Here is an 11840-nt window from a genome sequence, read left to right as displayed (position 1 = left end):
GGCGCGGCGGGTTCCCCAAGGCCACGGCACCTGCGCGCGCGGCGCCCGACGGTGCAGGGCGCGCAGGCCGCAGGGCAGGCCTGGCGCGGGGACCGTGGCGGCCCGTGCGCCGCGTGCTCAGCCGCCTTCGGTGGGCAGCCCGGTCGCGTCCCACTCGGGCAGCCCGCCGCGCAGCCAGTACACGGACTTGAAGCCCTTGGCCGCCGCCACCTTGGCCGCCTTGTAGGACTTCCAGCATTCGGCGCCGTTGCAGGCAAAGATCACGGGCTTGGCCTTGTCCAGGCTGGGAATCTTGTCGAGCGCCTGGAAATCGTCCTGGGCCGCGTTGAACGCCACGTCCTTGAGGCTCTTTTCCACATAGGCGGCAAACACGGCGCCCCGGATGCGCCGGGTCTTGAATTCCTTTTCGGTGCGCGTGTCCACCAGCGTCGCGCCCTGGGCCTGCAGGCTCTGCGCCTCGCGCGCGGTGATGCGGTTCACCCCGGGCAGGCTGGTGGGCGTGAAGAGGCCGAGCTCCGCAACGCGCCGGTACTCCGCGGCCTCGGGGCGCACGGCGACCGGGGGCAGGCCGGTGGCGGACGAGGCCCCGCCAAACCACTGGGCCAGCTTGCCACGCGCATCGGCGGGCAGGTCCTTCTTCACCACGATGGAAAACCCGCCCGGCACCGGCTGCGAGGTGGCCAGCACGCGCGCGGTGCCCGGGTGCGCGGCGGACCATTCCGCCCACTCGTCCTCCCGCACCACGGTGGCGTCGGCCGTGCCCAGCGTCAGGGCCGTGAGTCCCGCCTGGGGAAACTTCTCGTACTGCACGGCCCGCAGGTCCTGGAACGACAGGCCCGCCTCGTTGAGCATGCCGCGCGCCATGTAGGTATAGAGCGAATCCTGCTGGGGCAGGTAGAGCCTGCGGCCCTTCATCGCCGGCACCGCGTCGATCTGCGGCAGGCCGACCAGCAGGTACCTGTCCGATTTCTGCGTCGCGCCCACCAGTTCATAGCCGCGCTGCAGGGCGGAAGCGGCCACCTGGGCGGGGCCGATGAAGATGTCGTGGCTGGCGCTGCGCGTGGCGCGCATCACGTCGGCCAGTTCGTCGCTGGTGGCCAGGGCCACCGTCTGGCCGGCCGCCTTGGAGAGCCCGGACTCGGCGGCCGTGCGCAGGATGGAGTGGGCCGCCTTGCGGGCCGTGGGCTCCACCGCCACCATGGCGGTGAGCTGGGCCTGCGCCACGGCACAGGCCGCGCACGCGAAAAGCAGCACCGCGAGCTTGCCGCCCATGGGTCTCCAGTCAGTGTTCATGGCGCGCGCCCTCTCTCAAAAGAAAGGGCGAATATGCCCACGCCCTCCGTATCTGCGTACGAATGTTTCCGATGTTTTGTATTTGTTACGTTTACTAACGCCATGTCGCGCGCGGTGCGCAGGGGCTGCCGCACAGAATGCGGCCTAGGCTGAAAGCCGGGGGCCTGCCCACCGCTGTCGCGAGCCTGCCTGTTCAATCATTATTTTGGAGACCGTTTCCATGAAAGATTCCATGACATTGCCGCGCCGCCACATGCTGGCCGGAAGCGCCGCTGCCTTGAGCGCGCTGGGCCTGGCCGGATGGACCGGCAGCGCCAGGGCGCAGCAGGCCGCCAGCCCCGCCAAGCCGCTGCCCGCGTATGCGGGATGGAAGTCTTCCGATGCGCTCATCGTGCACAGCAGCAGCACGCTGGAAACCCGGCGCTCGGCTTTCGGCACCAGTGTCATCACGCCCTCCAACCAGCTGTATGTGCGCAACAACCTGCCTGCGCCCGACGCGGCCATCCTGGACAACCGGGACGCCTGGACGGTGTCGGTCGAAGGCGTGAAGAACCCGCGCAGCCTCACCCTGGCCGAGCTCAAGACCCTGGGCGTGGAAACCGTGGCCACCGTGCTGCAGTGCTCGGGCAACGGGCGTGGCTTCTTCCCCAGCAAGCCCAGCGGCACGCCCTGGGCCGTGGGCGCGGCGGGGTGCGTCGTGTGGAGCGGCGTGCCGCTGCGCAATGTGGTGGCGGCGCTGGGCGGGCTCGCCGATGGCGCGGCCTACCTCACGGGCACGGGGGGTGAGAAGCTGCCCGAGGGCGTGGACCCGCTGTCCGTGCTGGTGGAGCGCTCCGTGCCCATCAAGGCCACCGAGGACGCGCTGCTGGCCTGGGAAATGAATGGCGAGCCCATCTCGCTGGCGCACGGCGGCCCGCTGCGGCTGGTGGTGCCGGGCTACCAGGGCGTGAACAACATCAAGTACGTCAAGCGCGTGGCCTTCACCGGCGCCCAGTCGCAGGCGCGCATCATGTCGCACGGCTACCGCATGTCGCCCCCCGGCTCCAAGGCCAGCCCCGACCAGCCGTCGGTGTGGGAGATGGGCGTCAAGTCCTGGATCAATGGCCCCCTGCCCGAGAAGGGCCCCCTCAAGGCCGGCCAGGTGCAGGTGCATGGCGTGGCCTTTGGCGGCACGCAGGCCATCAAGGGCGTGGAGGTCTCGGTGGACGGCGGCAAGACCTGGCAGGCCGCGCGGCTCATCGGCCCCGATCTGGGCAAGTTCGCGTGGCGCCAGTTCGTGCTGCCGGTCACGCTGGCGGCGGGCACGCACGTGCTGGCCAGCCGCGCCACCGATGCCGCAGGCAATGTGCAGGCCGAGCAGCGCGAGGAAAACCTGGGCGGCTACAACAACGCGAGCTGGCGCGACCATGCGGTCACGGTGACCGCAGCGTGACCGGGCGCCCCCCTGAGACGCTGCGCGCCTTCCCCCCTGGAGGGGAGCGCGCCCCCCGGACTGGCCGTGCCAGATCCGCGGTGGCACTGGTGCTGGGGCGCATCGGTTTCCAGCATTTGCGCGTGCCTGCGCTCGCGGCCATGTCGAGCGTGCTGCTGCTGTGGACGGGTGCCGGCTGGGCGGCGGATGCCGCCGAGCTGGCGCGGGGCAAGGAGCTGTTCATCAAGATCCAGCCTGCTTGCGCCGTGTGCCACACGCTGCAGGCCGCCGGTGCCGAGGGGCAGGTGGGCCCGGTGCTGGATGAGCTCAAGCCCGACGCGGGCCGCGTGCTGCGCGCGCTCAAGGCGGGCATCGGCGTGATGCCTTCGTATGCCGAACGCATGAGCGAGAAGGACATGCAGGCCGTGGCGCAGTTCGTGGCGCACGCCACGGGCGCTGCCAGGTAGGCCGGGCGCTGGCCCGTGGTGGCAGCGCCGCCTGCGCGGCGGTGCTGCAACCCCGCTGTGCTCCCGTTCAGGCCGTGGTGCGCGATGGCACCAGCGCCTTGCCGGGAGCGCAGCCCTGCAGACCCTGGAATGCAAAGTCCACTTCGGGCACCCGGCCGCTCACGATGTCGGCCAGGGCCTTGCCCGAGCCGCAGGCGTGGGTCCAGCCCAGCGTGCCGTGGCCCGTGTTGAGGAAGAGGTTGGCCACCTTGGTGGCGCCGATCAGCGGCACGTTGCTGGGCGTGGCGGGGCGCAGGCCGGTCCAGAACTGGGCCTGGCTGGCATCGCCCGCGCCGGGGAACAGCTGCTCCACGCGGCGCACGATGGCGTCGCAGCGCACCTGGTTCAGGTGGCGGTCGTAGCCGTTCAATTCGGCCGTGCCGGCGATGCGCAGGCGGTCGCCACCCCGTTCGCTGGTGTAGCGCGAGAACACGAGCTTGAACTCGTCGTCCGTGAGGCTCACCTGGTGCGCCTTGCCCGCATCCTTGACCGGCATGGTCACCGAATAGCCCTTGGCCGGATAGATGGGCAGGCGGATGCCCAGCGGCTGCGCCAGCAGCGGGCTGAACGAGCCCATGGCCAGCACGAAGGCGTCGCCGCGCACGCGCTCGAAGCGGCCCTCGGCGTTGGTCACTTCCACATGGTCGATGTGGCCGCCGGCTTCGCGCAGCGCGGTGACGTGGTGGCCCAGGCGGAACTGCACGCCCGCCGCCTCGCACAGCCGGGCCAGCTCGCGCGTGAACTGGTTGGCATCGCCCGACTCGTCCTCGGCCGTGAAGGTGGCGCCTGCGAGCTGCGGGCGGATGTGGGCCAGCGCGGGCTCGATGCGCACGGCCTCGTCGGCGCTGATGACCTGGCGCTCGCAGCCCAGCGCGCGCATCTGTTCGGCCGGGCCCAGAGCGCCGTCGAATTCCTTTGGGTTGGTATAGAAGTGCAGGATGCCTTGTGTGCGCTGGTCGTACTGGATGCCGGTGGCCGCACGCAACTGCTGCAGCGTGTCGCGGCTGTAGGTGCCCAGGCGCACGATCTGCTCGATGTTGTGGCGCGTGCGCGCCGGCGTGCAGTTGCGCAAGAAGTCCAGGCCCCAGAGCCACTGGCGCATGTCGGCGCGGATGCGGAACAGCAGAGGCGCGTCCTCCTTGCCCAGCCACTGCAGCACCTTGAGCGGCGCGCTCGGGTTGGCCCAGGGCTCCGCGTGGCTCACCGAGATCTGGCCACCGTTGGCGAAGCTGGTCTCGGCGCCGGGCGCACCCTGGCGGTCGATGACGGTCACCTCGTGGCCGCGCTGTTGCAGGAAATAAGCCGAAGTCACGCCGAGCAAGCCGGCGCCCAAAACGATCACGCGCATGATTTTCAAAGCCTTTCTGGGCTCTGGCGCTAGAACAACATGCGCTGGCAGCTATGAATTCAATAGCGTGCAGCTGGCGCATGAATGCCCAAGCTGCCGCTCCCCCTGTCCTTGGTACCTGAGAGATTCACCGCGCGGCCCACATGGCGCGCGGTTTGCTCCTTCGGTGCGCTTCGCGTTGCGCGAAGCGGCTCTCCAGACGGCTTTGATGAATGGTGCAGTACGGGACCTGAGCGTGTATGGGAGTTTGCGCCTTCGGTGAAGCGGGCGGGGCCGCTGACTCTCCTGCGGGGGCCATTCTAGGAGCCCGCATCGCGCAAAAACCGCTTTGTCCGCGCTAATGAACCGCAATCGTTGCTGATGCTGCGGGCACGGGGTTGGCCATAATCCGCCGGAACCTTCGCCTTTCTCTCCAGGACGCCTTGATGCCCGATACCGCCTTTGATCCGCTGACCAGCGCGGCCGTGCTCACCATGGCCCGCCTGGGGCGCACGCCCCGTCCCCTCGACCTGCCCGCCGCATTGCGTCCCCAGAACGCTGCCCAGGCCTATGCCGTTCAGGACGCCGTGGTGCGCGAGCGCGGCGAGATCGCGGGCTGGAAGGTGGGTGCGGCGTCGCCGCAGGCGCTGCCTGCGCGGGCGGCCCTGGCGCGCGATTCGGTGTTTGCGATGGCCGGCGGGGGCGCGGTGCGCCTGTCCTGCGCGGGCTTCGCCGTGCTGGGTGTGGAGGCGGAACTGGTGTACGAACTGGGTGCCGATCTGCCTGCCCGGGCGCAGCCCTACAGCGAGGCCGAGGCGCTGTCCGCCGTGGCGTCGGTGCGGGCGGCCATCGAGGTCTGCGACACGCGCTACGCCGCCTGGGCGCAGCAAGGCGAGTGGAGCCGGCTGGCCGACCAGGCCTGCCATGGGGCACTCATCGTGGGGTCGGGAACGGAGAGCGCGCAGTCGGTGCAGCCGATGCGGCAGCCCGTGGTGCTGTCGGTGAATGGCGCGCAGGCCGTGCGGCACGCTGGCTGGGGCAACCCGGCTGGCGATCCCCTGCGCCTGCTCACCTGGCTGGCCAATGGCGGCGCGCACAGCCTGGGTGGGCTGCGCGCGGGACAGTGGGTGACCACCGGGTCCTGCACCGGCACCGTGATGGTGGCGCCGGGCACGGTGGTGGTGGCTGAGTTTCCCGGCCTGGGGCGCGCCGAACTTCAACTGGGCTGACCGGCGGCGCCCTGCGCGGCGCGCGCCGGGCGTGGGGTCAGTTGCGGCGCGGGTTGTCGGGCTGCTGGTCGCGGCGGTTCGGTACGCCGTCGCCGTCCCGGTCGCGGTCATGGCGGTTGGAGACGCCATCGCCGTCACGGTCCCAGCCGCCACGCTGAAACTCCCAGCGGCCTTCGCGTTCCACCCAGTGCGGCTGGCGATACTGGTGGCCGGCGCGGGCCTGCACCCAGTGGCCGCGCACCCATTGGTAGCGGTTGCCACGCCATTCCCAGTGGCCTTCTTCCCACACCTGGCCCCGGCGGGGGCGGGGCACGGCTTCATGGCGCGGGGGAGGGGGCGCGGGCCTCACCTGGTACTGCGTGGCGTGGTAGCTGCGCTCCGGCTGGCCCGATTGGACGATGACGGTGCCCTGCGTGGCGGCATGCGCCTGCGGGAGGGTCCACAGCGCCATCAAGGCGATGGAGGCTGCGGTGAATGTCTTGCGGGTCATGAAGGTCATGGGATTCTCCTGATGTTCCTTGCGGAAGCGGTCACTGCATGGTGGCGGCACGGGCAGCCGGGCCGCGTAGGCGCCCTGCGGGGGTGTGCGTAGGCGGCGAGGGCCAGTTCCTGGCGCGCCCGCCGCCATCGGGGGGCGGGCGGCGCTCAGGCCCCGTCAATTGCGATAGGGGTTGTCCGGGCGGCGGTCGTGGCGGTTCGGCACGCCGTCTCCGTCGCGGTCGCGGTCGTGGCGGTTGGACACGCCGTCGCGGTCCCTGTCATGGTCGCGGTCGTAGCGGTTGGGAATGCCATCGCCATCGCGGTCGCGGTCATAGCGATTGGGGATGCCGTCGCCATCGCGGTCCCAGCCGCCGGGGCGCATTTCCCAGCGGCCCCCATGCTCCACCCAGCGGGGCTCGCGGTAGTAGTAGCCCGGGCGGGCCTTCACCCAGTGGCCCTGGATCCAGACGTGGCGGTGGCCGCGCCAGTCCCAGTACCCAGGCACCCACACCATGTCGCGGCGGGGGCGGGGCACCACTTCGTAGCGCGGTGGCGGGGGTGGGCCGTACTGCACCATCACCGGCGCGGGCGGCGCCTGGTAGTGGTGGGGCTGCCCCGACTGGATGACGACGGTGGCGCTGGTCTGTGCCTGCGCCACGGTCGCGGCGCCCAGCGACAGCAGGGCGATGGAAGCAGCGGCGAGTGCATTGCGGGCCATGATGGTCTCCTCAAAATGATTCCTTGCGGAACCGGAGACTTCATGGTGCAGATGCTGCGTCAAGACGGTGTAGGCGAATTGCGAAGTCTTGTGAAGTTGTGTTTCCCGTGGCGGCAAAGGGGGGGCTTTTCGTGATTTCTTTCACGCCGGGGCGTGCAGGTGGCCGTCCGGTGCAGGCCCGCGCGTGTCAACGCCACCACACCAGGGCCGCCACCACCAGCAAGGCAAACCAGGCAGGGTGCCTGCCCTCGGTGGCATAGAACACCAGCATTCCGCTGACCAAGGTGGCCAGCCCGGCCACGTCAGCCACCCAGGCCCCCAGGTTGGCATCCCCGGGTACGGTCCCCAGGCGCCACAGCAGGGCGCTGAGGGCCCAGCCCAGCACGGTGGCCAGGTGCCAGGTGCCCCACAGGATGCGCACCTGCCGCTCGTGCAGCACGGGCTTGCCGCCGGTGGGCACCACGCCCTGCGTGCGCAGTGCGCGAAACACGAGGAATTCACCCAGCACCGAGTGCGCAACGCCCACCAGGGCGAGGCCCCCGGCTGCCAGTACCAGCGCAGTATTCATGGACAGTTTTCAAGTCAATCAGGGTGGCCGTGGAAGGTGCAGACGCGGCGCGGCGATCCGTCTTCTTCGCCTTCAGCGCCTCGGGGGCCAGCACAGGGCCAGCGCGGGCGGCAGCGCCAGCCAGAAGCCCGAGGCGGGCATAAGCACGATGCCCAGCAGCGTGAGGGCCAGCAACCCGGCACCGAGCCCGCGCATGGGGACGGGCGCCATGGCTGTGTTGCGTTCGGCCAGCAGGATGGCCCAGCCCAGCAACGCGAACAACACGCCGAACAGCACAAACCAGACCACGGCGCCCACGGTCGGGTCTTTTTGCACGCTGTTGAAAACGCCGCGCCGCACGATCTCCTGCAGCTGGGTCGGAAACACGACGGCGGCATACAGCGTGTGCAGCAGCGCCACGGCCAGCATCCACGGGCCCTTCCAGCGGCTGCGAGGCGGCATGGCCGCAGAGCGAGGGGAGGGGGAGGTCAGGGTGGTCATGTGGGCGGGTTCCTAGGAAGAAAGAAGGGCGGGGCAATGCGTGCGCACCCGTGCACCCAGCCCCGTGAGCAGGTGCATCAGGCCCATCCACATGCGCTCGAACGCCGGCATTTCGCCGGGCACCTGCACCAAGTGATCGCCCAGCACGCGCTGGTGGCGGGCGGCGGTGATGGGTGGCGGCGTCTTGGCGCCAAAATCGAAAACCGCCTGCGTGAAGGGTTCCATCTGCCAGGCCTGCATGTCAGCCAGTGCGGGGGCGAGTTCGGCGGCGTAGGCCTGCACGGAGAGGCCGGCGTTGACGAGCCCGAGTGCCTGGTAGGCCTGCAGCACCAGCGCGTCGCGCTGCGGGTCGGAGGGAGGGCGCAGCAGTGCGGACCACGCCTGTGTCACTTGCGCCCGAAACCCGTCGGAGAGGCTGCGCGTGCAGCCAAAGTCGAGCACACCCACCGTGCCATCGGGGGCGAACAGAAAATTACCAGGGTGCGGATCGGCATGCACCCGGCCCAGCACAAAAGTGCAGTGCATGAACCAGTCCCACAGGTGCTGCCCGGCCTGATCGCGTTGCTGCTGTGTGGGTTGCGTGGCCAGCCAGGCCTGCAGGTGCTGGCCCGGCAGGAACTGCTGCGTGAGCACCTGGGCCCGCGTGTGCGACAGGATGGGCCGCGCCAGCACCACGCCGGGCAAAGCCGCGTGCTGCGCAAACCATTGCAGTTGCTCGGCTTCCTGCAGGTAGTCCACCTCGCGCAGCAGCGTGGCCTCGATCTCGGCCATCACGCCGTCCACCACGGTGCTGGCGGGCAGGGGCATGTCGGTGTGGGCCAGCGCGCGCAGCGCGGTGCGCATCAATTGCATGTCGCTGGCGATGGTGGCGGCAATGCCGGGGTACTGCACCTTGACGGCCACCGTGCCGTGGCCCGCCAGCTGTGTGCGGTGCACCTGGCCCAGGCTGGCGGCGGCGAAGGCGGTGGGCTCGAAGTGGTCGAACAGCGCCTCGGGCTCCTGGCCGAAGGCCTGGCGGAACACGCGCCCCACCAGCGCGCGGTTGAGCGGCGGCGCCTGGTGGTGGGCGCGCGCCAGCTCCTGCCGCACGCCGTCGGGCAGCAGGCCCGGGTGCATGCTGAGCAGTTGCGATACCTTGAGCGCTGAACCCCGCAGCTGGCCCAGGGCGCCAAAAAGGATGCGGCCCAGGGCGGCCTCGTGGTCGGCCTGCGCCTGGGCAGACGGCGTGCTGCGCACGCGATGGCCTAGTTGGGCCATGCCGATGCGTGCCGCCGCCAGGCCCGTGATGGTGCCGCGCGCAAGCCGGCTGGTGCGCGGCGGTTCAGCGCGGGCCATGGTTTGAAGCGGCCAGTTGTTGCAGCATGGCCTGCACGATGCGGCGGTGAAACGGCGTGATGACGGCCATGTAGGCATGGCCCAGCGTGTTGTGGATGTGCACCACGGTGCTGATGACGACCGTGGGGGCACTGCCAGGCTGGCCGTGCTTGGTCAGCGAGACCTGCACATCCAGGTGTTTGTCGTCCTGCCCCATCACCACTTCGGTGTCGCTCAGATGGCGGATGAGGAAGATGCCCACGCGGTCTCCGACGCGGTAGCTGCGCGCATTGGTTGGAGAGGCTCCGCTGGCAAGCGGATGCACGTCCTGCAACTGCCCCACGTCCTTGAGACCCATCAGCCGCACCAGCTTGTTGCGCACTGCCAGAAGTTGCTCCGTCCACCGCGGTGTCCTGGCCAAGACCTCCAGCCAGGTCTGCAATGCGCTGGCGGCGGGGCGGGGATCGGTCGTTGTGAAGGCGTCAAAAAAATCCGCGTCATGCAAGGTGGCATGGATGACGGTGCCTGGGGGCACCTGGATTTCGCGCACGGCGGGGGCGGTGGTCATGCGGACTTCCTCTTGCGGGGCGTGGCCACTGGCTGTGCGGCGGGTGCCGGGCTGGCAGCGCGGGGTTTGCGCGGCGCACGCGGCGGTTTGGAAGGCTCCGGCGACCGGGATGGTTCAGCGGCTGCCGTGTAGGCGGGGGCCGGGCCGGGCGGTGCGCTGGCCATGGCCTGTCTGGCCAGCTGCAGCATGCCCATCAGGCCGCTGCTGTGCTGCACCATGCGGGCCATCTGGCTGCGCAGCACAAAACCACCCAGTTGCAGCACGCGGTTGACAAGCCCCCCGCGCAGCGCCTGCACCAGCACGCCGAGCGAGAGGTCCACCAGCTGCGTGGTGTCGGCAAATTCCTCGGAGGTGTCGGCCAGCCAGTACGTCACCACACCGGCCAGGTAGTCGGTGTACAGCCCGCCCGCCATGCCCTTGAAGTCGCAGGGCTCGATTTCGCCACTGGCCTCCGCGGCTTCCAGAAATCTGGCGACGGCCTCGCGCAGGCTGTGCCGCGCCGCCAGGGGCTCGGCCAGCATCGACAGCGGCGAGCGCCGCGCCAGGCTGCGCACCTGGGCCACGAACTCGCGGTCGGCCAGCAGGCGCTCCAGCACCGCGTCGGTCAGGCGCTGCAGCTTTTCCTGCAGGCCGTAGCCCGCGAAGCCGGGCGTCTGCAGGGTGTCGGCCAGCGCCTGGTGGGCCACGTCGTCCAGGTAGCCCAGCACGATGCGGTCCTTGGTCGGGAAGTATTTGTAGATCGTGGCGTCGCCAATGCCGGCGGCGCGGGCGATGTCCTTCATCGTCGTGCCGTCGAAGCCCTGGCGGGTCATGAGGTCCACCGCGCTGGCCACGATCTGGCGGCGGGTGGCATCTTGCTGCTGGCGGGTGGTCTTCATTTAATATCTTTAAATCTGTCAAATTGACTATTTAAAGAATAGTGTATTCACATTAAAGAGTCAACCGGCGCTGAAACGGGCATTCGGTGCGCTGGAGGCGGCTGTTCTGAGCACTTTTTAGCCCTCTACCGCTTGTCGGTAAAGCGCAAGAAGCTATCAAAAAGATAGTGTTTGTGCTGGCTCGCCCGGCCCCCCGCCATGCCATGCCATCGCCCTCCGAAACCGGCGCGCCCAAGGCCGGTGCACCCGTGGAACCGGCTCTGCCGGGCCACCGGGTGCGTCCCCCGCGGGGGACGCCGCGCAGCGGCTCAGGGGGGGAGTCGTCTCATCCCGGTGAAGGCCTCGAACTCCCAGCTGCGCATGGCCAGCAGCAGGGTGTAGCCCTCCAGCTCGCGCGGCGGCAGTTTCTGGTCGGCCAAGTGCTGCTGCGCGAAGTCCTGCGCCACGCGCTGCATGCGCTCCATGAAGGCGGGCGCCAGGCCCCGGCTGATGGTGCCGTGGACCAGCAGCACGCCTTCGCCCGGGCCGTCGAAGCCGCCCGCGAAGTAGTCGAGCAGCGCATGCTCGCGAAAGTAGTTCATCACCGGCCCGTGGGGCCGCCAGCGGAAGGTCTTGGCCAGCTTGAGGCGGTAGCGGTTCAGCGGCCGCAGCTCGATGATGCCGATGCGGTCGAGCTGCGCGAGGTACTTGATGCCCTCGGCCTCGGTGAGGCGGTAGGTGGTGGTCACCTGCTCCAGCGTCCACTGGCTGAGCACGCAGATGGCCATGAGCAGCAGCTTCTTGTCGGCCACCACCGCGCGCTCCTGCTCCTGGCTCAGTTCCTTGAGCAAGGGCTGGCTGTCGGCCACGCGGCGCGCCAGGTCGGCGAAGTCCAGCGCCAGCGCGCGGCAGATCGCGTCGATGCGCGACAGCGGCATGTCGCCCTTGGCCAGCATGCGCTTGACGCTGGACTCGGCCATGCCCAGGGCCTGGGCCAGGTCCGCGTAGGTCATCTGCGCGGTCTTGAGTTCCTTTTTCAGGGCGGCAACGAGGTCGGCGGTGGTGCTCATGGGTATCGATTATGGGTAC

13 protein-coding genes and 1 riboswitch are annotated in these 11840 nt (G+C 69.6%); of the genes, 3 read left to right on the top strand and 10 right to left on the bottom strand.

Translation table 11 applies throughout. From position 1 onward, the window contains the following. Positions 1-117: 117 nt before the first annotated feature. Positions 118-1293 (bottom strand): rhodanese-like domain-containing protein, encoded by a 1176-nt coding sequence (locus AC1RCS_RS13005; RefSeq protein WP_255591614.1) that lies wholly within the window; start codon positions 1291-1293, stop codon positions 118-120. Between the two features lie 220 nt (positions 1294-1513). Here AC1RCS_RS13005 and sorT point away from each other — a divergent pair, with 220 nt between their 5' ends. Further along, positions 1514-2725, top strand: coding sequence for a SorT family sulfite dehydrogenase catalytic subunit (gene sorT / locus AC1RCS_RS13000; RefSeq protein WP_218296855.1), 1212 nt, complete (start codon positions 1514-1516; stop codon positions 2723-2725). A gap of 140 nt (positions 2726-2865) precedes the next feature. Beyond that, positions 2866-3171: a SorU family sulfite dehydrogenase c-type cytochrome subunit gene (gene sorU / locus AC1RCS_RS12995; RefSeq protein WP_304505101.1), complete on the top strand. Its 306-nt coding sequence runs from the start codon at positions 2866-2868 to the stop codon at positions 3169-3171. A 67-nt stretch (positions 3172-3238) separates the two neighbouring features. On the opposite strand, the gene AC1RCS_RS12990 is transcribed toward sorU, so the two are convergent. Beyond that, positions 3239-4558: a D-amino acid dehydrogenase gene (locus AC1RCS_RS12990; protein WP_492245072.1), complete on the bottom strand. Its 1320-nt coding sequence runs from the start codon at positions 4556-4558 to the stop codon at positions 3239-3241. A gap of 95 nt (positions 4559-4653) precedes the next feature. Further along, a riboswitch (glycine riboswitch) is annotated at positions 4654-4767 on the bottom strand. Between the two features lie 216 nt (positions 4768-4983). On the opposite strand from AC1RCS_RS12990, the gene AC1RCS_RS12985 reads away from it, so the two are divergent. After that, positions 4984-5766: a 2-keto-4-pentenoate hydratase gene (locus AC1RCS_RS12985; RefSeq protein WP_492245073.1), complete on the top strand. Its 783-nt coding sequence runs from the start codon at positions 4984-4986 to the stop codon at positions 5764-5766. A gap of 37 nt (positions 5767-5803) precedes the next feature. Here AC1RCS_RS12985 and AC1RCS_RS12980 read toward each other — a convergent pair whose 3' ends face one another. From AC1RCS_RS12980 to AC1RCS_RS12945, 8 genes are all read right to left on the bottom strand, one after another. Beyond that, entirely contained in the window at positions 5804-6256 is a 453-nt protein-coding gene (locus tag AC1RCS_RS12980; protein ID WP_218341312.1) for a thrombospondin type 3 repeat-containing protein, read from the bottom strand. A 165-nt stretch (positions 6257-6421) separates the two neighbouring features. After that, positions 6422-6964, bottom strand: a complete 543-nt coding sequence (locus AC1RCS_RS12975) for a YXWGXW repeat-containing protein (protein WP_218296858.1) — start codon at positions 6962-6964, stop codon at positions 6422-6424. A gap of 187 nt (positions 6965-7151) precedes the next feature. Next, positions 7152-7532 carry a hypothetical protein gene (locus AC1RCS_RS12970; protein ID WP_218296859.1) on the bottom strand — a complete coding sequence of 127 codons (381 nt, stop codon included), beginning with the start codon at positions 7530-7532 and terminating at the stop codon, positions 7152-7154. Positions 7533-7604: 72 nt separating this feature from the next. After that, positions 7605-8012, bottom strand: a complete 408-nt coding sequence (locus AC1RCS_RS12965) for a DUF6463 family protein (protein ID WP_255591616.1) — start codon at positions 8010-8012, stop codon at positions 7605-7607. Positions 8013-8024: 12 nt separating this feature from the next. Next, positions 8025-9347, bottom strand: a complete 1323-nt coding sequence (locus AC1RCS_RS12960; RefSeq protein WP_492245074.1) for an ABC1 kinase family protein — start codon at positions 9345-9347, stop codon at positions 8025-8027. Continuing rightward, on the bottom strand, positions 9334-9894 hold the full coding sequence (locus tag AC1RCS_RS12955) for a DUF2867 domain-containing protein (protein ID WP_492245075.1): 561 nt from the start codon (positions 9892-9894) through the stop codon (positions 9334-9336). Before AC1RCS_RS12955 ends, AC1RCS_RS12960 begins: the two co-directional genes overlap by 14 nt. Then, positions 9891-10772, bottom strand: a complete 882-nt coding sequence (locus tag AC1RCS_RS12950; protein ID WP_492245076.1) for a TetR family transcriptional regulator — start codon at positions 10770-10772, stop codon at positions 9891-9893. Before AC1RCS_RS12950 ends, AC1RCS_RS12955 begins: the two co-directional genes overlap by 4 nt. Positions 10773-11080: 308 nt before the next feature. Then, positions 11081-11821 carry a helix-turn-helix domain-containing protein gene (locus AC1RCS_RS12945; protein ID WP_218296863.1) on the bottom strand — a complete coding sequence of 247 codons (741 nt, stop codon included), beginning with the start codon at positions 11819-11821 and terminating at the stop codon, positions 11081-11083. Positions 11822-11840 lie beyond the last annotated feature (19 nt).

The sequence above is a fragment of the Acidovorax sp. GW823-FHT01C06 genome (genome assembly GCF_058798375.1).
Note: the sequence above shows the minus strand (reverse complement) of the source record. Positions and strands in the feature narration are given on the sequence as shown.